Source organism: Aminobacter aganoensis, assembly GCF_014206975.1.
Classification (GTDB): domain Bacteria; phylum Pseudomonadota; class Alphaproteobacteria; order Rhizobiales; family Rhizobiaceae; genus Aminobacter; species Aminobacter aganoensis.
Genome location: NZ_JACHOU010000014.1, coordinates 22,556 through 46,531, shown reverse-complemented (window position 1 = coordinate 46,531; position 23,976 = coordinate 22,556). Strand labels below are relative to the sequence as shown.

General features: G+C 63.7%; 23 protein-coding genes. 19 read left to right on the top strand and 4 right to left on the bottom strand.

Going from position 1 to position 23,976, the window contains the following annotated elements:
* Nucleotides 1-16: 16 nt before the first annotated feature.
* The 7 genes from GGR00_RS21075 (at nt 17) to GGR00_RS21045 (ending at nt 5,809) form a co-directional block, all read left to right on the top strand.
* Nucleotides 17-421 (top strand): RidA family protein, encoded by a 405-nt coding sequence (locus tag GGR00_RS21075; protein ID WP_184700891.1) that lies wholly within the window; start codon nt 17-19, stop codon nt 419-421.
* A complete protein-coding gene (locus tag GGR00_RS21070) occupies nt 421-1,137 on the top strand; it encodes a ribonuclease activity regulator RraA (protein ID WP_184700889.1) in 717 nt (238 codons plus the stop codon). Before GGR00_RS21075 ends, GGR00_RS21070 begins: the two co-directional genes overlap by 1 nt.
* 139 nt (nt 1,138-1,276) lie before the next feature.
* Nucleotides 1,277-2,314, top strand: coding sequence for a helix-turn-helix transcriptional regulator (locus tag GGR00_RS21065; RefSeq protein WP_184700887.1), 1,038 nt, complete (start codon nt 1,277-1,279; stop codon nt 2,312-2,314).
* Nucleotides 2,315-2,515: 201 nt separating this feature from the next.
* Nucleotides 2,516-3,223 (top strand): corrinoid protein, encoded by a 708-nt coding sequence (locus tag GGR00_RS21060; protein ID WP_246441525.1) that lies wholly within the window; start codon nt 2,516-2,518, stop codon nt 3,221-3,223.
* Between the two features lie 41 nt (nt 3,224-3,264).
* Nucleotides 3,265-4,539, top strand: coding sequence for a flavin-dependent oxidoreductase (locus GGR00_RS21055; protein WP_184700885.1), 1,275 nt, complete (start codon nt 3,265-3,267; stop codon nt 4,537-4,539).
* Between the two features lie 83 nt (nt 4,540-4,622).
* On the top strand, nt 4,623-5,495 hold the full coding sequence (gene purU, locus GGR00_RS21050) for a formyltetrahydrofolate deformylase (RefSeq protein WP_184701038.1): 873 nt from the start codon (nt 4,623-4,625) through the stop codon (nt 5,493-5,495).
* Between the two features lie 26 nt (nt 5,496-5,521).
* Nucleotides 5,522-5,809, top strand: coding sequence for a DUF2218 domain-containing protein (locus tag GGR00_RS21045; protein WP_184700883.1), 288 nt, complete (start codon nt 5,522-5,524; stop codon nt 5,807-5,809).
* 111 nt (nt 5,810-5,920) lie between these two features.
* On the opposite strand, the gene GGR00_RS21040 is transcribed toward GGR00_RS21045, so the two are convergent.
* Nucleotides 5,921-6,790: a methylenetetrahydrofolate reductase gene (locus tag GGR00_RS21040; RefSeq protein WP_184700881.1), complete on the bottom strand. Its 870-nt coding sequence runs from the start codon at nt 6,788-6,790 to the stop codon at nt 5,921-5,923.
* 245 nt (nt 6,791-7,035) lie between these two features.
* Between GGR00_RS21040 and GGR00_RS21035 the strand changes: the two genes are divergently transcribed.
* Nucleotides 7,036-8,115: an FAD-dependent oxidoreductase gene (locus GGR00_RS21035; RefSeq protein WP_343065606.1), complete on the top strand. Its 1,080-nt coding sequence runs from the start codon at nt 7,036-7,038 to the stop codon at nt 8,113-8,115.
* Between the two features lie 27 nt (nt 8,116-8,142).
* On the opposite strand, the gene GGR00_RS21030 is transcribed toward GGR00_RS21035, so the two are convergent.
* Nucleotides 8,143-8,613: an Lrp/AsnC family transcriptional regulator gene (locus GGR00_RS21030; protein ID WP_210315100.1), complete on the bottom strand. Its 471-nt coding sequence runs from the start codon at nt 8,611-8,613 to the stop codon at nt 8,143-8,145.
* Nucleotides 8,614-8,741: 128 nt separating this feature from the next.
* Between GGR00_RS21030 and GGR00_RS21025 the strand changes: the two genes are divergently transcribed.
* Both GGR00_RS21025 and GGR00_RS21020 read left to right on the top strand, forming a co-directional pair.
* Nucleotides 8,742-10,199 (top strand): aminotransferase class V-fold PLP-dependent enzyme, encoded by a 1,458-nt coding sequence (locus tag GGR00_RS21025; RefSeq protein WP_184700877.1) that lies wholly within the window; start codon nt 8,742-8,744, stop codon nt 10,197-10,199.
* A 3-nt stretch (nt 10,200-10,202) separates the two neighbouring features.
* The gene (locus GGR00_RS21020) at nt 10,203-11,081 is read left to right on the top strand and encodes an MBL fold metallo-hydrolase (RefSeq protein WP_184700875.1); all 879 of its coding nucleotides are present in this window, start codon (nt 10,203-10,205) and stop codon (nt 11,079-11,081) included.
* Nucleotides 11,082-11,109: 28 nt separating this feature from the next.
* Here the strand turns inward: GGR00_RS21020 and GGR00_RS21015 are convergent, their stop codons facing one another.
* The gene (locus tag GGR00_RS21015) at nt 11,110-12,165 is read right to left on the bottom strand and encodes a LacI family DNA-binding transcriptional regulator (protein ID WP_184700873.1); all 1,056 of its coding nucleotides are present in this window, start codon (nt 12,163-12,165) and stop codon (nt 11,110-11,112) included.
* Nucleotides 12,166-12,282: 117 nt separating this feature from the next.
* On the opposite strand from GGR00_RS21015, the gene bglB reads away from it, so the two are divergent.
* The 9 genes from bglB to GGR00_RS20970 all read left to right on the top strand — a co-directional run bounded on the left by bglB (nt 12,283) and on the right by GGR00_RS20970 (nt 23,029).
* Complete coding sequence (gene bglB, locus GGR00_RS21010; protein ID WP_184700871.1) at nt 12,283-13,383, top strand: beta-galactosidase BglB; 1,101 nt, start codon at nt 12,283-12,285, stop codon at nt 13,381-13,383.
* On the top strand, nt 13,380-14,210 hold the full coding sequence (gene kduI, locus GGR00_RS21005; RefSeq protein ID WP_184700869.1) for a 5-dehydro-4-deoxy-D-glucuronate isomerase: 831 nt from the start codon (nt 13,380-13,382) through the stop codon (nt 14,208-14,210). The genes bglB and kduI overlap by 4 nt, the downstream gene beginning before the upstream one ends.
* Nucleotides 14,207-16,690, top strand: coding sequence for a hypothetical protein (locus tag GGR00_RS21000; protein ID WP_184700867.1), 2,484 nt, complete (start codon nt 14,207-14,209; stop codon nt 16,688-16,690). The genes kduI and GGR00_RS21000 overlap by 4 nt, the downstream gene beginning before the upstream one ends.
* Before the next feature lie 83 nt (nt 16,691-16,773).
* Nucleotides 16,774-18,042, top strand: a complete 1,269-nt coding sequence (locus tag GGR00_RS20995) for an ABC transporter substrate-binding protein (protein WP_184700865.1) — start codon at nt 16,774-16,776, stop codon at nt 18,040-18,042.
* A gap of 179 nt (nt 18,043-18,221) precedes the next feature.
* A complete protein-coding gene (locus GGR00_RS20990) occupies nt 18,222-19,250 on the top strand; it encodes a carbohydrate ABC transporter permease (protein WP_184700863.1) in 1,029 nt (342 codons plus the stop codon).
* Nucleotides 19,247-20,299 carry a carbohydrate ABC transporter permease gene (locus GGR00_RS20985; protein WP_184700861.1) on the top strand — a complete coding sequence of 351 codons (1,053 nt, stop codon included), beginning with the start codon at nt 19,247-19,249 and terminating at the stop codon, nt 20,297-20,299. The genes GGR00_RS20990 and GGR00_RS20985 overlap by 4 nt, the downstream gene beginning before the upstream one ends.
* A gap of 10 nt (nt 20,300-20,309) precedes the next feature.
* The gene (locus tag GGR00_RS20980; protein ID WP_184700859.1) at nt 20,310-21,392 is read left to right on the top strand and encodes an ABC transporter ATP-binding protein; all 1,083 of its coding nucleotides are present in this window, start codon (nt 20,310-20,312) and stop codon (nt 21,390-21,392) included.
* A complete protein-coding gene (kduD, locus tag GGR00_RS20975) occupies nt 21,376-22,134 on the top strand; it encodes a 2-dehydro-3-deoxy-D-gluconate 5-dehydrogenase KduD (protein WP_246441523.1) in 759 nt (252 codons plus the stop codon). The genes GGR00_RS20980 and kduD overlap by 17 nt, the downstream gene beginning before the upstream one ends.
* 73 nt (nt 22,135-22,207) lie before the next feature.
* On the top strand, nt 22,208-23,029 hold the full coding sequence (locus tag GGR00_RS20970) for an alpha/beta hydrolase family protein (protein ID WP_343065604.1): 822 nt from the start codon (nt 22,208-22,210) through the stop codon (nt 23,027-23,029).
* Here the strand turns inward: GGR00_RS20970 and GGR00_RS20965 are convergent.
* Nucleotides 23,026-23,913 carry a patatin-like phospholipase family protein gene (locus tag GGR00_RS20965; protein WP_184700854.1) on the bottom strand — a complete coding sequence of 296 codons (888 nt, stop codon included), beginning with the start codon at nt 23,911-23,913 and terminating at the stop codon, nt 23,026-23,028. The two genes, GGR00_RS20970 and GGR00_RS20965, sit on opposite strands and share 4 nt — an antisense overlap.
* Between the last annotated feature and the right edge of the window lie 63 nt (nt 23,914-23,976).

Sequence of the window (23,976 nt, the reverse complement as noted above, 5' to 3'; positions counted from 1 at the left end):
CATTGGGAGGATACCAATGAGCTTTCGCCGTGTGACGTCGCCACTCGCCCCCGAGCCGGCCCCCGGCATGTGGTCGAATTGCCTGGTGGCGGGCAATGTCGCCTACATCTCGGGCATGACCGCGCGGTCGGCCGCCAATGCCGAGCAGGTTTCGGGCGACAATGAATATGAGCAGGCCAGGCTGGTGTTCGGCAAGATCCGCGGGCTCGTCGAAGCCGCCGGCGGCACCATGTCGGACATCGTCAAGCTGACGATATTCGTTACCCGCATCGCCAACCGTGACCAGATCTGGAAGGCGCGGCAAGAGTTCTTCAGCGGCGACTTCCCGGCTTGTTCGCTGGTCGAGGTGCGCTCGCTGGCCAAGCCCGACATCTATCTCGAGATCGAGGGCGTGGCCCATCTCGGCGGAAAGTCAGCCTGATGGATGCCCTGACCGCGCTCAATCGCGAGCGGCTGCGGTCGATCAGCGTGTCGACCCTTGCCAGCTGCCTGTTGCAGAAGGGCTTCCGCAACCGGGTGATGGGGGGCGTGCTGCCGCTCAATGCGCGCGCCGAACGCGTAGTCGGCGAGGCTTTCACGCTGCGCTTCATCCCGTCACGCGAAGACCTCGACACCATGGCCAACTATGCCAGGCCCGACTTCCTGCATCGGCGAGCAATCGAGGAATGTCCGGAGGGGCACGTTCTGGTGATCGACAGCGGCGGCAAGGCCGAGGCCGGCTCGGCCGGCGACATCATGATCGCCAGGCTCAAGGCGCGCGGCGTTGCCGGCGCGGTCAGCGATGGCGGCTTCCGCGACACGCCTGACATCCGCAAGCTCGACTTCCCGGTCTTTCACCAGGCGCCGGCGCCACGTTCGACGCCGGTGGCGCTGAGCCCGGTCGACCTGCAGCAGCCGATCGGCTGCGGCGGCGTGGCGGTCTATCCTGGCGACATCATCGTCGGGGATGGCGACGGTATCGTTGTCATTCCGGCGCAGTTGGCGAACGAGATTGCCGAAAAGGCGCAGGCGATGACGGAATACGAAGGCTTTGCCGCTGAAAAGGTCGGCGAGGGCCGCAGCATCATCGGGCTCTATCCGGCAAGCGAAGGGTCGCTCAAGGAGTTCGAGCAGTGGCGTGTCGGAAGGGATAGCTAGCCAGCGACGCCGATTTGTTTGCATTTGTATGAGATGACACTTCCAAGCTTTCGCGAACTGCGCATTATGCTGCTGTGAAGGCGTAGGAAGAACTTGGCCTTGCTTTCCGTCTTGTACCTCGGTTGGGAATTTGGACAGCATGTACGACAATCTGATCGGTGCGATCCAGTCTATCGGCACCTCGGAATTCTATCGCCCGCTCATCGACATCGCTAAACGCGAGGTCGAGGCCGACGTCGAGTGGGTCGTGCGCTATTCGCCGCATGTGCCGCCGGCATTGATCCACTGCGGCAAGCGCCCGCAGACTCCCGTCTCCGTCGATTTCGACATGGTCAACAAGCTCTACGACGAGGGCTTTTACCGTCTTGACCCCTGGCTGCGTTACTGGACCAGCTACAAGACTGCCGGGCTGGTCACGCCCGACACGCTGCCCGGCCATTTCGCCAAGGACGATTTCTATTCGGCGCTGAAGCCGTTTCTCGGCGACATGGACGTCATGGTAATGTTCCTGCCGGCTTTCGGTGGCAATTGCGTCGCCCTGTTCCTCGAGCGCGAAACGCCCTTCGACATGGACGAACGCACGAAGTTCCTGTCGCTGTTTCCTGCCATGCTGGCGTTGCACAAGGTCCACATCCAGAACCTGATGACGCAGACCTGGCTCGGCGCACCGGCCGAGCGCAGTGCGGCACTCCAGCTCCCTTCGGCGGTGCAAATCCGCGACGGTGCCGGCCGCGTCGTCTACGAGTCCGAATCCTGGCTGGCCGCGCGCAAGCAGAACCAGGGTTTTGCCCGTGCCGTCGAATCCGTTCGCGGCAAGGGCGACGGCAAGTCGATCAAGACGGATGTCGGCATGTTCCATGTCGACCGGATGGATTTTCCGGAGCTGTGGGGGCGCGAGCTCAGCGTCGTAACGTACGAGGTCAATGGCAAGGTGCGGTCGTCGCTCGACATCGACAAGGCGATCGACGATTTCGAGCCAACCGATTTCACGCCGCGCGAGCGGGAGATGGTGCGGCTGATGCTGCTCGGCAATTCCAACGAGCGCATGGCCGAGAAGCTGTCGATCGGCATCGGCACCATCCGCAACCATCGCAAGCGCATCTACGACAAGCTCTACATTTCGGCTGAACGCGACCTGTTTTCGATGTTTCTGAGCTCGCTGAACGAGAACGCCTGAACCGCACGCCAGCATGCGCGCCGACGGGCCTCGCCCGAGGGGCGCCTTCGGTCGTTTCCGTGCGTCTATCCCGCTGAATTTGCCGCTTCTTTTGCCACGGTTGCGATGGTCTCATTCGGGACTTCGCCGACACGATCTCAATGCCTAACAACGAGCTGTAGACGGTCGCCTTGGACCGTCAGCAGTATTCGGGAGCAGGCTATGAGTGGTAACATGGACGAGATCGTCCTATCGGAATTGTCGGACGACGAGCTGGTCGGCCAGATGCACGCCGACATGTATGACGGCCTGCTGGAAGAGGTCGCCGAGGGCACGCAGATCCTGCTCGACCGCGGCTGGCCTGCAACCGAGGTGCTGCAAAAGGCGCTGGTTGACGGCATGACCATCGTCGGTGTCGACTTCCGCGACGGTATCCTGTTCGTGCCTGAGGTGCTGCTTTCGGCGAATGCCATGAAGGCAGGCATGAACCTGCTCAAGCCGTTGCTCGCCAATACCGGCGCGAAGCCGGTCGGCAAGGCGGTTATCGGCACGGTCAAGGGTGACATCCACGACATCGGCAAGAACCTTGTCATCATGATGTGGGAAGGTGCCGGCCTCGAGGTGGTCGATCTCGGCATCAACGTCGATGCCGACGTCTACATGCGGGCGCTCGAAGAGCACCAGCCCGACATCCTCGGCCTGTCGGCGCTTTTGACCACCACCATGCCCTACATGAAGGTCGTCATCGACACCATGAAAGAGAAGGGCGTGCGCGAGGACTACATCGTGCTCGTCGGCGGTGCGCCGCTCAACGAGGAATTCAGTGCTGCGGTCGGTGCCGACGCCTATTGCCGTGACGCGGCTGCCGCCGTCGACATGGCCAAGCACTACCTCGCCCAGAAGTACCGCATCAATTCGGTCGCCATGTAGGCCGCGACATGCGCCCTCCACTGATTTCAGGACAGTAAGACATGACCAAGGCACTCATCGTCGGCGGCGGCATCGCTGGCCTGACCGCAGCTCTCAGGCTTCACGCGCTCGGCATCGATGTCGAGGTGTTCGAGGCAGCGGCCGAGATTCGCGAACTTGGCGTCGGCATCAACCTGCAACCGAATGCCGTCAAGGAACTGACCAATCTCGGCCTTGGCGAACGGCTCGCCGGGATCGGCGTGCCGATGCATGAACTTGCCTACTACAACAAGCACGGCCAGCAGATCTGGACCGAGCCGCGCGGCCTGAAGGCTGGTTATCTCTGGCCGCAGTTCGGTATCAATCGCGGGCGTTTCCAGGGGCTTCTGCTGCAAGCGGTGCGCGAGCGGCTTGGTGATGACAGGGTCCATTCCTCGCACTATTTTGACCGGCTGACCCAGGATGCCACCGGCGTGACCGCCGAGTTCCTCGATGCCAAGGGCGGCAAGCCGATCGGCAGCTATCGCGGCGACATCCTGATCGGCGCCGATGGCATCCATTCGGCGGTGCGACGGTTCTTCTATCCCGAGGAGGCCCAGCCGCGCTTTGCCGGCCAGATCATGTGGCGTGGCGTCACCGACGCCAGCAGCTTCCTTGATGGCCAGACGATGTTCATGGCCGGCCACAAGCAGCAGAAGGTCGTCTTCTACCCGATGAGCGGAGAGGCGATGCGCAACGGTTCCGCCGAGATCAACTTTGTCGCCGAGGATTCGGTCGACCCCGACAAGCCGATGCCGCGCGAGGAATGGAACCGCGTCTGTTCGATCGACGAGGTTGCACCGCGCTTCGAGAACTGGGCCTACGACTGGTGCGACGTGCCGGGCATCATCCGCGGCGCCAAGGAAATCTATGTCTTCCCGAAGGTCGACCGGGACCGCATTCCGCAGTGGACCTTCGGCCGCGTGACAATGATCGGCGACGCCGCACACGCCATGCATCCGGCAGGCTCCAGCGGCGCGTCGCAGGCGATCGTCGACGTCCGTGCCCTTGCCGTCTCCTTCGTCACGGAGGCCGACCCGGTCAGGGCAATCGCACTCTACGAGAAACTGCGTCTCGAGGAGGTCTACTCACTGGTCTCGCTCAACCGCGACAAGATGGGCCCTGAATGGGTGATGGTGATGGCCGAAGAGCGTGCGCCGAACGGCTTCAAGCACATCCGCGACGTCATTCCGGCCGACGAGCTTCAGCGTATCGCCGACGACTACAAGCGCGCCGCCGGCTTCTACCCCACCGATGTCAACGCCCTCGACCCTAGGGTCGACGTCGACCCGCGCTGACCCGACAGCCAAAACAGGACTTCGTTGCGTTCATGAATATGACCTTTGCCGAGCATCCGACCGCCGCGACCCGGGCCACGCCTATGCGACCCGACACCAGGCCGTCTTTCATCCTTGCCCTGTCGAGCCCCAACCGGCGCGGCATCGTTGCCGCCATCACTGCCATCCTGTGCGAGGACGAGGGCGACATCACCGAGGCGCACCAGTATGGCGACGAGCAGACCGACCGCTTCTTCATGCGCATCGTCTTCAGCTTCGACGACCATGCAGCCAAGCTGGAGCGGCTGAAGCAACGACTTGCCGACGTGGCCGGACGCTTCGGCATGGAGTGGACGGTCGACGACCGCAGGCATAAACACCGGGTGATGCTGCTGGTGTCGAAGTTCGACCATTGCCTTGTCGACCTGCTCTATCGCTGGCGCACGGGTGAGTTGCCGGTCGAGATCACGGCGATCGTCTCCAACCATCCGCTGCAGACCTTCGCCCATCTCGAACTCGCCGGCATCCCCTTTCACCACCTGCCGGTGACGGCGGCGACGAAGGCGGCGCAGGAAGAAGGCTTGCGCGAGCTCATCGACCAGACGTCAACGCAACTCGTTGTCCTGGCTCGCTACATGCAGGTGTTTTCCGACGAGATGTCTGCAGCGCTTTCTGGCCGCTGCATCAACATCCATCATTCGTTCCTGCCCGGCTTCAAAGGCGCCAAGCCCTATCACCAGGCGCATGAGCGCGGCGTCAAGCTGATCGGCGCGACCGCCCATTACGTCACCGGCGATCTCGACGAAGGGCCGATCATCGAACAGGGCGTAGAGCGCATCAGCCACATCGACACCGCCGACGAACTGGTGCGCAAGGGCCGCGACATCGAGCGCTGGGTGCTTGCCCGCGCCATCCGCAACCATGTCGAGCACCGCGTCTTCCTGAATGGCAAGACGACCGTGGTGCTGCAGGACTGATCCCGGTTTGCCAGAGGAGGCGAGAGATGTCCGAGGCCAATATAGTCATAGCGACGCCGCATGCGGCGAAGTACGCGGCCCAGCTTTTGAAGCACTGGAGCCACCGAAACCCTGATATCGCGGCCGGGCCGCAATGGACATCGATGACCTTCGGCGCGACGACCTACATCGTCGAGTCGAGGGCCGATGCGCTGGTTGCGCGGATCACTGCTGCCGACGATGCGGCGCTGGGCGCGGCCAAGGGGGCATTCCAGGAGCACATCGACCGGTTCGCCTTCCGCGAAACGCCGGCACTGGTCTGGAACTGGCGTTAGGCCGGATTCCCCAGGGCTGATTTCAAGATTACGATGCGCCCGGCGGTTCACTGCCGGGCGCGAACTGCTTTCCTGGCACGCGCGCATCGACGACGCGTGCCAGTCGAGGCGCTATCTGCTGCGGTAGCCTGCAAGCCAGTCCGACGTCTTTTGCCAGCCACCAAATGGAAAGAAGTGGATGTCCAATGGTCCTGCCGGCTTGGGATAGGCAGCCTCGATCGTCTCGATCAGGTCGGCCGGATCGCGGTCCGACAGCACGTTGAACAAGCCAGTTCCCGACCGCTTCAAGGCTGCGAGCGAAGGCCCCACGCCGCACATCGCCGCGAACTTGATCAGTTGCGGCAGCGACGTGACGCCGGCAAGTCCGATGCGGACGGCAAGACCTGGATGTTCGCTCTGCAGGCGCCGGGCCCATGCGGCCATGACCTCGCCGTCGAAGGCGAATTGCGAGACGATGTGGGGCTTGATGCCGAGTTCCGCGCAACGTGCCAGCTTGCGTTTGAGCGCATCGCCGAGCACGTCGGGCGCAATCGCCGAATGGCCTTCCGGATAACCGCCGATGAAGGCGGTGCGGATCGAGCTTTGCGCCATCGCAGGATGCGACAGCAGCATTGCCGCCTCGGTGAGTGGGCCGGTCGAGATCAACGGGTTGCCGCCGAGGAACAGGGCTTGCGAGATGCCGTTGCGGCCATGGGCCGCGAGGTGTTCGACAAACTCGGCAACCGAGACGAAATTGCGCGCCGCAAGATGCGGCACCGGGCTGTAGCCCATCGCCTGGAGGCGAGCAGCGGCCTCGACCTGGACCGGCAGGGCGGCACTCGACAGATGGGTCAGGAATATGCGCGTGCCGAGAGGCAGTACTTTGACATCGGGAGTGAATTTCAGCGCCTGCTGCGGCGACAGTTCGACCGAGACATCGCCGAAGGCGAGGCTGGGGGGGCGAAGGTTGGACGGGGCAAGAGCGGCGTTCTGGTGAGGCATGGTCTCGCATTCGTTGTGTTGGGGTTGGACGGCACTCCGTCCGGGCTAACACCCGCCATGCACTGCCAGTAGTACCGTCTTGGATCATCGCGGCCCGGCGCGGTGGCGCGGCGAGCTTGCACATTGGGACCGACGACTCGACTTGAATTCAGCCGTTCGATATCTCAGGCTTGGAAATGACTGCTGAAAACACGCTCCCTGACTCGCCTGCGTCACAGGCTGAAAATCCTGCCAGCAGGAGTGATGTGCGCGCTGCCTACAAGGTCGACATCGTGGTCATCGGCGGCGGCCAGGCGGGGCTCTCCTCAGCCTATCATCTGCACAAGCTCGGCCTGACGCCCGGCAGGAACTATCTCGTCCTCGACAAGAACCCGGGAGCAGGAGGTGCATGGCAACATCGCTGGCCGTCCCTGACATTGAGTACGGTCAATCGTATCCATGACCTGCCCGGCATGCAGTTTGCCGAGGCGGTCGATACCAGTACCCCGGAAGTGAAGGCGTCTTCGGCCGTGCCGCAATATTATGCGGCCTACGAGCAAAAGTTCGGGTTGCCGGTCTACCGTCCGGTAACGGTCAAGGTGGTCTGCGAGCGCAATGAGCGATTTCGCATAGAAACCGACAGGGAAACCTTCTCAGCGCGCGGCATCATCAACGCGACGGGAACTTGGGAAACGCCTTTTGTTCCAGAATATCCCGGCGCCGAACGCTTTGAAGGCCGGCAGTTGCATACCCGCGACTATCGCACGGCCGACGAATTTGCCGGCAAGCATGTCATCGTCGTCGGTGGCGGCGTCTCCGCCTTGCAACTGCTCGACGAAGTCTCGAAAGTCACCAGCACGACCTGGGTGACCCGCCGAGAACCGCAGTTTCGCGAAGGCCCGTTCACCCCCGAGGACGGGCGGGCCGCCGTTGCCCTCGTCGAGGACAGGGTCAGGCGCGGGCTCATTCCGGGATCCGTCGTCTCGGTAACCGGCATTCCGATCACGCCCGCGCTCGAGGCAGCACGTGCACGCGGTGTGCTCAATCGCCTGCCGATGTTCAGCGAAATCACCGCGCATGGCGTCCGTTGGGCCGATGGCACCGAACAGACGGCCGATGTGATCCTGTGGAACACCGGCTTTCGCAGTTCGCTCGACCATCTCGCGCCGCTGCAGATCCGCGAGGACAATGGCGGCATCGTCATGTCCGGCAGGCTGGCGACACAGGTTGCCAGGGACCCGCGCATCCATCTGGTCGGCTATGGCCCATCCGCTTCCACGGTTGGAGCCAACCGGGCCGGCGGGGCTGCGGCAAGGGAACTGGCAGGCTATCTCGGCCTGGCCTGACCGAAGCTCGTGGCAAATGAACGCGACTTACTTCAGGCGGTTCAGGTCGGCGGCGCGGTTGTCGATGATCGCCTCCATCGAGAAGAAGCCGGTCACCGTGGCCAGGTCGAAACTGGTGATGAGCTTCTGGTAGAAGGCGTCGTAGCCGGACATGCCCCTGGTCACGACCTTGATCAGGTAGTCCCAGTCGCCGCCGATGCGGTAGAAATCGATCACCTCGGGCAGGCGGTCGACATGCTTGCGGAAATCGTCGGCCCATTCCTTGGAGTGGTGGCGGGTGCGGATCATCACGAAGACGGTCAGGTCGTAGCCAAGCGCGGCCACGTCGATGTCGGCGTGGGTGCCGCGGATCAGCCCGGTGGCGTTCAGCCGCTGCAGCCTGCGCCAGCATGCATTCTGCGACAGCCCGACGCGTTCGGCCAAATCACGCTGCGAGATCGAGCCGTCCTTCTGCAAGCATGCCAAGATCTTGCGATCAATTTCATCGATTTTTTCCATGATCGAGATCATATGACCCATTTTTGCGCTGCTGTCGTGAGAAAACGATAAAGTTTCTTCGCTCAAGCGCGATTAGAATCCTCGCTTATTCCGATCTGGAAGAGTTTCGCTGTCAGAGGAGCGCGAAGATGTCCGCCAATGCCGGTTTGCTGCAGGGTTTCAGGCAGGACCTCGCCGTCGACACGGTCGCCGCACTCCAGGCTGGGCTGGTTGGCCAGAACGCCAGGATCGAGGGTCCGTTCGGCACCAAGACGCTGGTCTACGCCGATTACGTCGCTTCCGGCCGCGCGCTGATGCAGATAGAACGGTTCATCCTCGAAGAGGTGCTTCCCTACTACGCAAACAGCCACACCGAGGCCTCCTACTGCGGCGGCTTCATGACCCGGCTGCGTCGCGAGGCGCGCGCGGCGATCGCCGAATGCTGTGGCGCGACCCGTGACCATGCGGTGATCTTCGCCGGCTCGGGCGCCACTGCCGGCCTCAACCGGCTGGTCAAGCTGCTCGGCGTCACCGACGCCGTCGCCGCCGGCAAGCGCGTCCGCGTCATCATCGGCCCTTATGAGCATCATTCCAATATCCTGCCCTGGCGCGAGAGCGGCGCAGAGATGGTCGAGATCGCCGAAAGTGCTGCAGGCGGTCCCGACCTCGCGGCACTTGATGCCGCGTTGGCCGTCCCGGCCGATCTCATAGTCTGTGCCTTCTCAGCAGCCTCCAACGTCACCGGCATCATCACCGATGTTGCTTCGATCACCCGCCGTATCAAGGCAGCGGGCGCAAGGGCCGTCTGGGACTACGCCGGCGCCGGCCCATACCTGCCCATCGCCATGACGCCGGGCAGGGGAGCCGAGATCGACGCGCTGGTGGTTTCGCCGCACAAGTTCATCGGCGGTCCGGGCGCCTCCGGCGTGCTGATCGTTCGCCGCGACGCAGTGGTGACATCGAAGCCATCATGGCCGGGCGGTGGCACGGTCAAGTTCGTCTCGCCCACCGGTCACGACTACAGCGACAACATCGAGGCGCGGGAAGAGGCGGGAACGCCCAACGTCGTCGGCGACATCCGTGCCGCACTTGCCTTCCTGGCCAAGGATGCGCTGGGTGCCGAGGCCATGCAGGCGCGCAATGCCGAACTCACCCGACGGGCGATGGCTGCCTGGCGCGGCGTCGACCGGATGGAGCTCCTGGGTTCGCTCGAGGCGCAGCGGCTGCCGATCTTCTCGTTCCGTATCAAGGACGGCAAGGGAGGGCATGTTCACCAGCAACTCGTTACACGCATGCTGAGCGACCGCTTTGGCATTCAAGCCCGCGGCGGCTGTGCTTGTGCCGGGCCCTATGTCCACCGGCTGCTCGGCATCGGCGAGCAGGAGTCCGAGCAGATGCGGGCGGCGATCAAGGCCGGCGAGGAAATGAAGAAGCCCGGCTTCATCAGGCTCAATTTCAGCGTCCTGCTGACCGAGGAGAAGGTGAAGTTCATCCTGGATTCGGTGGCACGCATCGCAGCCGACGCGGCCCAGTACGTGCCGCAGTATGACTTCGACGCCAGTCGGGCGATCTTTTTCCCCCGCGTTGCCGAACTGGCGGAGGCATAAGTCATGGCAAGACCCGACGTTGCCGCCTTCTTCGACCCGCGTACCTGGTCGGTGCAATATGTGGTCAGCGATCCGCAGACGAAGCTGTGCGCCATCATCGATCCGGTTCTCGATTTCGACGAAAAGTCCGGCTCCACGGCGACCGCCAATGCCGACCGATTGCTCGATTTCGTGCGCGACCAAAACCTTGAGGTGCAGTGGATCCTCGACACCCACCCGCATGCCGACCATTTTTCGGCGGCCTCCTATCTGAAGGCCAGGACTGGCGCACCGACTGCCATCGGCGCGCGCATCGTCGACGTGCAGAAACTCTGGGCTGGCATTTACAACTGGCCAAGCCTGCGTACCGACGGCTCGCAATGGGACAGGCTGTTCGAGCAAGGCGACGGCTTCGACATCGGCGGCATCAAGTCCGGCGTGATGTTTTCGCCTGGCCATACCTTGGCTTCCATCACCTATGTCGTGGGCGACGCGGCCTTCGTGCATGACACCGTCTTCATGCCGGATGGCGGTACCGCGCGGGCAGATTTCCCCGGTGGCAGCGCCAGGGCATTGTGGTCGACGATCCAGGACATCGTCGCCCTGCCCGGTGATACACGCATTTTCGTCGGCCACGACTACCAGCCGGGCGGCCGCGAGCCGCGCTGGGAGACCACGGTCGCCCGGCAGAAAGCCGAGAACATTCACCTGACCCGCTATGGCCGGGAAGATGAATTCGTGGCTTTCCGCACCGAGCGCGACAGCACGCTGCCGATGCCGAAGCTGATCCTGCATGCGCTGCAGATCAACATCAATGGCGGCCGGCTTCCGGAGCCCGAAGCCAATGGCACGCGGTACCTGAAATTCCCCCTCGGCGCCCTCGACGGTGCCGCCTGGGGCTAGGCGCGTCTCTGCCTGAACCGATTGATCTTCAGGTCGACAAGCGGGCAGGCCCGGTCGAAGACCGCTCAACGAGGTGACAGGCGAGTTCGACTCGTCGCGGAGGCATGGGAAGCCCCGATAGATTGTCGCGCAGCAGGTCGAGCGCGACCGAGCCGATCTCGCGCATCGGGATGTGCATTGTCGTCAATGGCGGGTTCAGGAAGGCTGCCTGGGGCAGGTCGTCCATGCCGACCACCGAGACATCGCCCGGAACTGAAAACCCCATCTGTTGCACGCCCATCATGGCACCGACTGCAAGGCTGTCGCCGGCGGCAAGGACTGCCGTGAAATCAAGGCGGCGTGCGCCGATGCGCGAAGCGATGGCCTGGGCCGCGAGTTCCGGCAGCCAATCATCGACGGGAACCACGAGATCTGCGTCCATAGGGAGGCCGCGATGTTGCAAGGCATCCTGCCAGCCTTCGAAGCGTCGTTCGATCGTGCGCCGGCCCGGCCGCATCAGGAACAGGATGCGCCTGTGCCCTAGGCCGATCAGATGATCGGCCGCGAGCCTGGCGCTTGAGCGATTGCACGGCGTGACGCTCGACAGCCGCATGAACGGGTCGTCGCCATTGAGCAGGACCACCGGCTTGTCGAACCCGCGCGTGGCGGCAAGCATGCCCTCGTCGTCGACGGTGAGGAAAAGCAGCCCGGCAACGCTGGGATCGTCCCGCGCCTCCTGCAGCACCGCCAGTTCCTCGCTCTTGTCGGCGATCGGGCGCGTGACGATCTCGAGCCCCAGCACCTGGGCCCGCTCCTTCAGCCCTTCGAGCACATAGAGCGTGAACTGGTTGCGCACATAGTCGATCATTGCGGCGCTCGACGCCGCGACGATGACCTTCTGTCCGGCGACAGCCGTCGCAATGACGTAGTTTGCCGCTTTCGCAGCTTCCAGGATTTGCTGACGGATCTCCGGCCGCACGCCTTTTTCGCCGGCGAGGGCGCGCGATGCCGTGCTCAGCGAGACCCCGCAGAGCTCGGCAATATCCTCCAGGCGCACGCGCCGGCTCTTCTTTCCGCGCTTGCCGGGCAGTGGCTTGGCTTTCATGTCGTCGCCTCCATGCTGACATGATGAGAAAAATTTTCATATTGCGCAAGAGATTTGGCGATGGCTTTATCCGGACGCGGTGCCGCCCGCCAAAGCGGTCTTGGAGAGGAGCGCGCCATGGCCCCGAACGGCCGCGATATTCGTGTCGGTCTCGATCGTCTTGTCGCCGGAATGACCGGCCTCAAGCACGAAGGTCGATTCCATGAGCCGAATCTCGACGGGTCCGCCGGGGACTACATCAGCTTCGACAGCTGGGAATGGCCGCAAGGCGTAGGCCTCTACGGGCTGATCCGGTTGTGGCTGTTCACCGGGCGCGACGATCTGCGCCTGCTCGTCGAAAACTGGTATGCCGCGCGGCTCGATTCCGGGCTGCCACAGCTCAACGTCAACACCACCGCACCGATGCTCGGCCTTTCCGTGCTGTGGGCGAAGACGAGGGATCCGCGCTGGCAGCCGCTGCTCGACCAATGGGCGGACCGTGTCATCTCCGAGATGGGGCGGACACCGGAAGGCGGCTTCGAGCATCATGTCTCCGACAAGGTCAACGACAACGAACTGTGGGACGACACGCTCTACATGGTCGCGCTGTTTTTGGCCTCCTATGGCCAGGCGAGCGGGCGGCGCGAGCTGATCGACGAGGCGTCCCGGCAGTTTCTTGTTCACGCGCGCTATCTCGCCGACACCCATACCGGCTTGTGGTTCCATGGCTGGACCTTCGATGGACGGCACAACTTTGCCGAAGCGCGCTGGGCGCGCGGCAATGCCTGGGTCACGGCCGGTATCCTCGATCTCTTCGATCTCGCCGAGATGGCGAAGCCGGTGAAGGACTATCTCCTGGGCGTGCTGGTTGCGCAGGTCGATGCGCTGCTGCCATTGCAGGCGTCGTCTGGCGCGTGGCGCACGCTGCTCGACGACAACACCTCTTACGAGGAAATCTCCGCTACTGCCGGCATCGGCTACGGGCTGCTCAAGGGCTATCGCCTCGGCCTCGGAACGCCGGCCTGGCAGGCTGCCGGACTGAGGGCGCTCCAGGCGGTGATGGAGAATATCGACGAGACCGGCACCGTGCTCAACGTCTCCTACGGCACGCGCATGGGCCACGATCTCCAGTTCTACAAGGACATTCCAATTCAACCGACCGGCTACGGCCAGGCACTGGCGATCCTGTGCCTGTCCGAAGCCTTGCATCATGTCGGCGCAGAAGGACAGGCAGCATGAAAGTTTTGTACGGGGCAGCGCCCGAGGACATCAAGAGCTACGACACGCAGCGCCTGCGCGATGCGTTTCTGATCAGCGACCTGTTTGCCGCCGACGCGGTCAGCTTAACCTATACCCATGTCGATCGGCTCATTCTCGGCGGCGCCATGCCGGTGGCGAACAGCGTCTCCTTCGGATCCGGCAAGGAGATCGGCACGGAGTATCTGCTGTCGGCGCGCGAAATGGGCATCGCCAACCTCGGCGGCGCCGGCACGATCAGCGTCGACGGCCAGCTTTTTACCCTCCAGAACCGCGACGTGCTTTATGTCGGCCGCGGCGCAAGGGAGATCACCATGGCGAGCGCTTCGGCGGGATCGCCGGCGCGGTTCTACATGAACTCCGTCCCCGCCGGGACTGACCATCCGCATCGGCTGATCACCAAGGAGCAGTCCAAGGCGCTCGACCTAGGCGACATCAGCCGGTCCAACAAGCGCCGGCTTGCCATGTACATCCATCCGGAAGTGGCACCGTCCTGCCTGCTTCTGATGGGTATCACCGATCTTGCCGAAGGTAGCGTCTGGAACACCATGCCGCCGCATGTGCACGAACGGCGGATGGAGGCCTACTGCTATTTCGACCTCGCCGAACAGGACCGGGTCGTGCACCTGATGGGGCAGCCGCAGGAAACCCGTCATCTGGTTGTCGCCAACGGCGATGCAGTGCTGTCCCCGGCATGGTCGATCCACATGGGCGCCGGCACCGGTCCCTACGCCTTCGTCTGGGGCATGACCGGCGAAAACCAGGAATACAACGACGTAGCGCCAGTGGCCCTGACGGAACTGAAATGACCGAAGCGTTGTCGCACATGAAGAAGGCCCTGGGCTCCGGCGAAGCCATTCGCTACTGGCAGTTCGGCACCGTCGCCGAGGAGCGTTTCGATGTGCCCGACGCGCCGATGAAGGGAGAGATGGATCCCTTCTTCTTCCTGACCAAGCACAAGAATTTCATTCCGCACGAATATCCGTGCCGGACGATCTTTGCCGGACGTTACCGCGGCAAGCGGCCGGACGTGCGCGGCGCGTTCGAGGCCGTCCGCTGGTGGTTGCCATTCGGATCGCCGCGTCTCGACCTCTCCGGTTTCTGGTTCCGCCCGACGCGGCTGGCGACCTGGGCTCGTACATACATCGCCGCGGACGTTGCCGGCCTCGCCAAGGTTAGGCTCGGCACTTGTGGCGGTGCCGTCCTGTGGCTAAACGGAGCCGAAGCCGGCTGGACGGCACCCTACAGCCGCAATCTCGAGGCGAAGTCGGAGTTCGAGCTGCCGCTCGAGGCTGGCTTGAACGAGATCGTCGTCTTTTTCGACGACCTGGCCGAGCGCGACGCGCGCTACTTTTTCCAACTGGACTATCTCTCCGGGCCCAAGGCGAGCGTTGCCGTGCCGGTACCGGTAAGCGATGACACCGCGGCAAGCGTCGAAGCAGCGCTCGACGGCATGCACCTTGACCGCACAGCCTATTTTGAAGGCGACATCAACCTGCTGTTCGCCAGGCCGCTTCCGATCGACGTCAAGGTCAACGTCGCCGTCGAGGGCGACTTCATGTCGACCGAACGCTTCGACCACGACTTTGTCCTCAAGGCAGGCGAAACGTGCCTAAACACAGGCCCGTCGGAGAAGGCACCGGCCGATTTCCGCCATTTTCGCATCACGCTGGATGCAGGCGGCTTCGTCGCCTCGCGCTCCCTCGGCGTCGAGATCTGTCATGCCGGCCGCCAGGGTGAGGCGCCCCTGGCGCTTGCCGACAGGATCACAGCGACGCTGGACGAGGTCTCCGAATACTCAGAGCGCGACACGGTGCGCGCTTTCGCGCGGCTGGCAAGCGGACGCGCGGGCGCCGACACGGACGCCATGATCGAGGAGATCCTGCCGTCGATTATGGACTGCCACGACTGCGCCGATTTCTCGCTTGTCCCGCTGATCTGGTCGCGCACCGTCTGGGGTGCGGATATCGGTGCAGGCACACGCGCGCGCATCGACAGGGCCATCCTCAACTACCGCTACTGGATGGACGAGCCAGGCAACGACGTGCAGTGGTACTTTTCCGAAAACCACGCATTGCTCTTCCACACCTCGGCCTATCTTGCCGGCCACCTGCTGCCGGACAGCATTTTCGTTCGCTCCGGTCGCAAAGGCGCCGAGCAGAGTGCGATCGGTGCCGCCCGGGTGCGGGCCTGGCTCGATCATTTCGAGGCGTGGGAAATGGCCGAGTTCAACTCGGCGCCATATTTCCCGATCGACCTCAAGGGCCTGACCGCGCTGGCCGCCCTGTCGCCTGATCACGACATCGCCGAGCGTGCCAAGCGCGGCATCGTGCGGCTTTGCGAAATCATTGCCCGCTCGGCGCACAATGGCGCCGTTACGGCAGCGCAGGGCCGGTCATACGAACACACGCTCTGCGCCGGCCGTTCGCTCGAACTCTCCGGCGTGGCACGCCTGCTCTGGGGCAAGGGCTGGTACGGGCGCCGCGTCCATGCGCTGCCGCAACTTGCGGTCTGTCTGCGCGACCACGGCCTGAGCGTACCTGAAGCCCTGCACGCGGTTGCCGGCCATCAGGACGACGCACATCAGGAATGGCGCTTTGCCCAGGGTGAGAACAGTTTCGCCAAGCTCTACCATTACAAGAGCCGCGATTTCGCGATGGGCTCGGCGGCCCACTATCGCTGGAACGAGTGGGGCTATCAGGAGACTGTGCTGCACCTGCGGATCGGTGAACGTCCGGAGGCTGCGGTCTGGATCAATCATCCCGGCGAGACAATCCAGTTCGGCTACGGCCGGCCGTCTTTCTGGGGCGGCTGCGGTACGCTGCCCCGGGCGCAGCAGTATCGTGGCCTGGCGGTGCTCGACTTCTCGACCTTCGACGAGCAGCCCGACTTTACCCATGCCTGGTTCCCGACCGCCGAATTCGACGAGAGTAAGGTTGGCGGCAGTCTCGCCATGGCCCGCAGCGGGCGGGGCGCGGTTCTGCTGCGCGGCAGCACGGAATTCGTGGCCGTCGAGGATGGCCCCTCGGCCCATGCGGAACTGCGCCAATATGGCCGCAAGACGCGCTGGATCGTGCGTGTATGCACCGCCGGCGAATTGAGTGCGGTCGAATCCAGGTATTCGGCGCTTGCGGTCAGCGAAGATGCCGACGGCACCTTCGTCGTCGAGGACCCGGACTACGGAACAGTGAGGTTCCATTCCGACGGCTCGGTACAGGCCGAAGGCCGGACCATTTCGCCAGGCAGCTACACGGTGGCCGGCGAGGTCGCCACGCTGGCGACGACATGATTGGCGCAGCACCGGCTTTCGTGCCGGTGCCGCGTCTTGGGGCGGGCGGTGAGGGCTCGTCAAAGGTGGAGGAGGAGAAGAAGATGAACAAGATCAATACGATGCTCGCGGCATTCGCCGTCGGCCTGTTGTCGTCGACGGCTGCGTTTGCTGGCGAAGTCCGCATCATGTGGTATTCCGACGGTGTCGAGGGAGAGGTCCTGCAGGATCTGCTCGGCCGGTTCATGAAGGACAATCCCGGCATCAACGTCATTCTCGACAATGTTTCCTACAGCGTCGTGCGCGAGCAGCTGCCGGTGCAGCTCGAAGCTGGCGCCGGGCCGGACATCGCCCGTGTCACCAACCTGAAGGCGCTGAGCCCGCACTGGCTCGACCTGCGTCCGCTGGTGGCCGACGCCGCGTACTGGGACGAGAACTTTGGCGGCCAGGCCGATTGGATGCGCCCCGACGGCTCGAACCAGATTTCGGGCTTCATGACACAGATCACCTTGGCCGGCGGCTTCGCCAACAAGACGCTGTTCGAGCAGGCCGGTGTAGCCATTCCCTCGAAAGAGGCGACCTGGGACGATTGGGCGAAAGCTGCGAAGCAGGTGGCGGAAAGCCAGCAGGTGCCGTTTGCCATGGCGCTTGACCGCTCCGGACACCGGCTCACCGGCCCGAACGTCTCCTATGGCGCGAACTACATCGGCGCCGACGGCAAGCCGGCACCCCTCGACGATGGCGCCAAGGCTTTCATCGGCAAGTTCGTCGGCTGGGTGGCGGATGGAACCATGAGCAAGGACGTCTGGGTTTCGGCGGCAGGCTCGACCTATCGCGCCGGCGCGGACGACTTCATCAACGGCCAGCTCGCTTATTATTATTCGGGTTCGTGGCAGGTGCCGAACTTCTCCACCAAGATCGGCTCCAATTTCGACTGGGTCGCAACCGCAAGCCCATGCGGCACGGTCAACTGCACCGGCATGCCGGGCGGTGCCGGCCTCGTCGCAATCAAATACACGAAGAACCCGCAGGAAGTGGCCAAGGTGATGGACTATCTGGCGCGCGAGGACGTCGTGAAGGAGTTCTCCGAACGCACGCTGTTCCTGCCGGCGCACAAGGGCCTGGTTGCCAAGGGCCTGGAATTCAAGACGGATGACGCCCAGGCGAAGGCCGCCCTGAATACGTTCGTCGCAGCGACGGCTGGCCTGTCGGACGTTGCGCAGAAATTGCCTGGCTGGTTTTGGTCGGATGCCTATTACGGTGCGCTCGTCACGCGCGTAAGCCAAGCGGCAGCCGGCGAGCTGACGCTCGAGGAAGCGTTCTCGCGCATCGATGCCGACGTTGCAGCCAAGGTCAAGGATTCTGGCCTTTAGCCGCATAGCACAAACCACGGCAGCCGCCAGGTTCGAGCGGGCGGCTGCCGTGGCGCTCGCATATGAAGCGAGCACCGCCACCCGGCCGAGCCTGCTTTCAGATGGCCGCTGTCGGCAGGCGGCGATCGTAACGAACTGCGGGATATGGGCAGAGCCAGCGTGGCGGAGGGAGGCGTGCGATGACGATTGATGGTTCAGGCAAGACCGGCCCCCGGGTCGGCGAGATCGCAATGGCGCCGGTCCGCTTTGCCATGGGGCTCGTCGACGCCCCGCTGCGCAAGCTGCAGAAGGTCGCCGGCCTCGGCGGCATGGCCACCTTCTTCCTGCTGCCGAACATGCTGATCTTCGGCATTTTCGTATTGTTGCCGTTCTTCATCAATTTCGCATACTCGATGACCGGCGGGTCGGCCCTGTTCCTGTCGGATCGCAGCTTCGTGGGCGTCGATCAATACGCGCGGCTCTTCGATTGCTCCAACTATCTCGACCCCAACAGCTGCGCCGAAGACACGTTCTGGACGGCTGTCGGCAACACGGGATGGTTCGTCGTCCTGCAGGTCACGCTGATGATAGCCTTCTCGCTGGTGACGGCGTTGATCCTCAACCGCGACCTCAAGGCCCGCAGCTTCTGGCGCGCGATGTTCTTCTTTCCGGTGCTGTTGTCTCCGGTGGTCGTCGGATTGATCTGGAAATGGATCCTGCAGCGCCAGGGCCTGCTCAATTTCGGGCTCTACGGCTTCGGCTTCGATCCCTATGCCTGGCTGAACGATCGGACATGGTCGTTCGCAGCGGCGGTTGCCGTATCGATCTGGGCGCATATGGGCTTCTACACGCTGATCCTGCTTGCCGGTTTGCAGGCGATCCCGAAGGACCTTTACGAAGCGGCGGAGATGGACGGGACGCGGTCGATGCGCGTGTTCATGCGCATCACCTTGCCGCTGCTGATGCCCAATCTTCTCGTCGTCATCGTGCTGGTGCTGATACGCGCCGTGCAGATTTTCGACGAAGTCTACGTGCTGACCGGCGGTGGGCCGGGTACCAGCACCTTGTTCCTGACCCAGTACATCTACGAGACCGGTTTTGCGACGCAACTGCGCAACCCGGGCCTTGCCGCAGCCGCCTCGATCCTGATGGGCGTCGTGCTGGTCGTACTGACCTTGGTGCAACTCGGCCTCGGCCGTTCCAGCGACAAGAACGGAGGCCGCAAATGAGCCGCGTTGCTGCGTTCGTCTTCCGCCGCAAGGGCGGCAAGGGCTGGCATTGGACGGATATAGTCACCTGGGTGTGGCTCGTCGGCGGCCTGTTCATCATGTTCGGCCCGGCCGTGTGGCTTGTCGGCTCGTCGCTGAAGACGCCGGCGGCACTTGCCGAATTTCCACCGACCATCCTGCCATACGTGACCCAGAAGGTCAGCGTCGAAGGCTTCGACAAGCCGTTCGACCTCTACGAGGTGACGCTCGACGACGGCAGCAAGGCGACACTGGCCGAGGTGCGGCGTATCGGCATCGTCAGCCAGATGGTCGACCCCAAGGCGCCGGGAGAGATCATCAAGGTGAACATCGCGCAACGCACGCCGGTGCGCGAGATGTCGTTCGCCACCGAAAACTACACGGAACCGTTCACCCATTTCGATTTCTTCCGCTACCTCTGGAACTCGGTCTTCGTGACGGTGGTGGCCACGCTGATCACGCTGGTGGTCAACTCGATGGCCGCGTTCGCACTGAGCAAGTATGAGTTCCGGGGCCGGACGGCAGCGATGCTGGTGATCCTGGCGACGCTGATGGTGCCATTGTCGGTAATCATGGTGCCGCTCTACTCGATCGTCTCGGCGCTTGGCCTGTTCAACAGCCTGTGGGGGGTGATCCTGCCGACGGTCGCCACGCCGACCGGCGTCTTCATCCTCAGGCAATACATGCTGACCATTCCCGACGAGCTGGTCGATGCCGCGCGTATGGACAAGGCGTCGGAATGGCAGATCTACTGGCGCATCATCCTGCCGCTGACGGCGCCGGCGCTTGCCGTGCTTGCCATCTTTTCGGTGGTCTGGCGCTGGAACGACTTCCTGTGGCCGTTGATCGTGCTGTCGCGCAAAGAGCTCTACACGCTGCAGGTCGGATTGAGCATCTACTCGGGCGAGTTGAACGTGCAGTGGCACTTCATCCTGGCGATGACCGTCGTGACCATGATCCCGGTCGTGCTCGTGTTCATCTTCCTGCAGCGCTTCATCACCACCGGCATCGCCGGCACCGGACTGAAATAGAGGGATATTCATGGGCCACATCAAGCTCACCAATGTCGCGAAGTCGTTCGGCAACGTCGATGTGCTGCACGGCATCGATCTCGAGATCGGGGACGGCGAGTTCGTCGTCTTCGTCGGGCCTTCCGGTTGCGGCAAATCCACGTTGCTGCGCATCATCGCCGGGCTGGAAAAGCCGACCGGCGGGGAACTCGCCATCGATGGCGCGGTGGTCAACAACGTTCCGGCCGCCGATCGCGGGTTGGCCATGGTGTTCCAGTCCTATGCGCTCTATCCGCATATGAGCGTTCGCCAGAACCTCGCCTTCGGCCTGGAGAACACCAGGATGCCGAAGCCGGAGATCAGGGAACGCATCGCCGAAGCGGCGCGCATGCTTGAGATCGAGCCGTATCTCGACCGCCGCCCGGGCCAACTGTCCGGCGGTCAGCGCCAACGCGTGGCGATCGGCCGTGCGATCGTGCGCCGGCCCGTCGCCTTCCTTCTCGACGAGCCGCTGTCCAACCTCGATGCCGAACTGCGCGGCTCGACGCGCGCCGAGCTTGCCGCGTTGCATGCGCGGCTGTCGGCGACGATGATTTATGTGACGCACGACCAGATCGAGGCGATGACGCTTGCCGACCGCATCGTGGTGCTGCGTGCCGGCCGCATCGAACAGGTCGGCACCCCGCTGGAGCTCTACAATGCGCCGGCGAACCGTTTCGTCGCCGGCTTTATCGGCTCGCCGCACATGAACTTTCTCGAAGGCACTGTCGAAACGAACGGACCTGGCAAGACGGTGGCGACTTTGGCCGGCGGGCACCGCCTGGAAGTCCCGCTCGACAATGCCGGCATCGCCAACGGCGCGAAGGTCACGGTGGGCGTGCGTCCCCATCACATCTCGATCGGCGGCGAACAGGGGCTGCCGGCCACCATCAGGCTGGTTGAGGCGCTCGGCTCGGAAACCGTTCTGCATGCCGACGTCTCCGGCCAGAAGGTGCTGGTCGTAGCGCCGGGGCAGCATGACCTCGCGCCGGGCGCGGACGTTCGCCTGTCGCTGTCCGCTGCACCGCTCCACATGTTCAACGAGAAGGGGCTTCGCCTTGGGCACGCTGTTTGATCTATCGGGAAAGGTCGCGCTGGTGACCGGAGCCCGGACCGGGCTCGGCAGGGCCATGGCCCTGGCATTGGCCAGGGCCGGCGCCGACATCGCGGCCCTTGGGTCCTCGCCGATGCCGGACACCGCCGAACTGGTGAAGCAGGCCGGCCGGCGCTTCCACGCGCTCGAGGTCGACCTGTCCAGGCCGTTCGACGCCACCGCCGTCACCGATGAAGTAGTGGCGGAGATGGGCCGGGTCGACATCCTCGTCAACAACGCCGGCATCATTCGGCGCGCCGACCTGCTCGACTATACCGAAGCGGATTGGGACAGCGTCATCGACGTCAACCTGAAGGCGGCATTCCTGCTCTCGCAGGCCGTCGCCAGAAGCATGGTCGAGGCGAACCGCGGCGGACGCATCATCAACGTGGCGTCGATGCTGACCTTCCAAGGTGGCGTGCGCGTGCCCGCATATGCCGCCTCCAAGCACGGCATCGCCGGCCTGACCAAAGCGATGGCCAATGAGCTTGCGCCGCATGGCATCACCGTCAACGCGATCGCTCCGGGCTACATGGCCACCGACAACACCGAGGCGTTGCGCAACGATGCCGACCGCAAGGCGCAGATTTCTGCCCGCATTCCGATCGGGCGCTGGGGCACGCCGGAGGATCTCGACACGGTGGTTCTGTTCCTGGCGGCGCCGGGGTCCGGCTATGTGACCGGCACTGTGGTCCCGGTCGATGGCGGCTGGCTGGTCAGGTAGAGCCCGGACAAGCCATGGCCATTTCCGTGGAAAGGCTGAGGTCGCTCCTTGGCATCAGGGAGGCTCGGCTGGAGTGGTGGATGTGGCGGCCGAGGATTTCGGCAGCCATGTGGTCGAACGCCTTCGCTTTCGGCTTGACGACGGCACGGCGGTTCGCGGCCTGCTGACGCGACCTGCCACAAACGTCGAACCGCAGCCGGCGATCCTCCATGTCCACGCCCATGGCGGCCGATACGACATCGGCGCCAGCGAACTCGTCGACGGCCGGCCGGCGCTGCTCGACGCGCCCGGTCCTGCATTGGCGCGGGAAGGCTATGTTTCGCTCTGCATCGACATGCCGGTCTTCGGCGAGCGTTCAGGCACGACCGAAAGCTCGGCTGCGAAAGTGGCGCTGTGGCATGGCCGGACGCTGTTCGGCCAGATGCTTGCCGAGCAGGCGGCCGCGCTGACTTGGCTCGCTTCGCGCGGCGATGTCGATTCGCGACGGATAGGCATGACAGGCATTTCGATGGGCGCGACGCTTGCCTATTTCCTCGCCGCGATCGACCCGCGGGTCTCGGCGGTCGCCCATCTCTGCTGCTACGCCGATCTGGCGACGCTCATCGAGACCGGTGCCCATGACCTGCATGGCCATTACATGACCGTGCCCGGCCTGCTGGCCGAAACCTCATCCGGGGCGATTGCCGGGCTCGTCGCCCCGCGCCCTCAATTGATTTGTGTCGGCCTGGACGATCCGCTCACACCGCCGCTTGCGGTGGAGCGGGCTTTCGCGCAAACCAGCGCCGCATACGGGCCCAAGGGTGGCTTGATGCTGCTGACGGAAGAAGGCATCGGCCACCGCGAGACACCGACCATGCGCAGCGCCGTGCTCGATTTTTTCCGGCAGCATCTCTAGGGTAGCCGGTCCTGATTTGCGTGCTTGTGGATGCTCAGTTGCGCAAGGGCACGCGGGCGCTCCAGGCCACCCTTGGAAATCCATGCATCGGTGCTTTTGGCCGCGCGTTCGATCAATGTGCTCGTCTGGGAAAAGTCATAGGGGGAGCCGACGAGTGGGCAGAGCGGGGGGACGACAAGAAACGCGATGTCGTCGCCCAGGCTCTCCAGATCACTGACCAGTTGCCGTGCGATGAGCAGCGTCAGTGCGTGCAGCGCGTTGGCGACCGCACCCACGGGCGGCTCGTGCAGGGCGGAGGCGTAGCCGGTGGGAAGCACAATCAGTCGCCGGGCACCACGGGCAACGGCAATCTTGACAGGCGTGTTGCTGGAGACGGCGCCGTCGGCCAGATAGAAATCGTTGCAACGCACGGGAGCGAAGGCTGCCGGTATCGCTGCGCTTGCGATGATGGCTCGCGCAGCCGAGCCTTTTGAAAGCACGACGGTCCCGCCCGACAGGATATCCGTCGTGACGATGTGGATCGGTACAGTTGCCTCTTCGAGGTTGCGGTAGGCAAGGTGGCGCTCGACGAGTTGGTAGAGAGCATCCGACTTGATCAGGAAATCCCGCCTGTAGAGAAATCCCAACATTGTTCTCAGGCTCAATGGAAATACGTCGCTGCGGCGTAGCCCGCGCCAGATCGTCGCCAGCCGATCGACGCCGTCGACCGTTGGATCGCCTGCGTAGTAGGCTCCATTCAATGCTCCTACGCTCGAACCGACGACCATGTCGGCGGTGATCCCGCGTCTCGCCAGAGACCGCAACATGCCGACTTGAATGGCGCCGAAGCTGCCACCGCCTGCAAAGACGAAGGCTGTTTTCGGGGGGATGGCCTCGTTGGGCATATCGAGCGCTCCAAGCGTCGGGGACCGCGCAGCACATGCTCCGCGGTCCCGGATGCCGGTTGG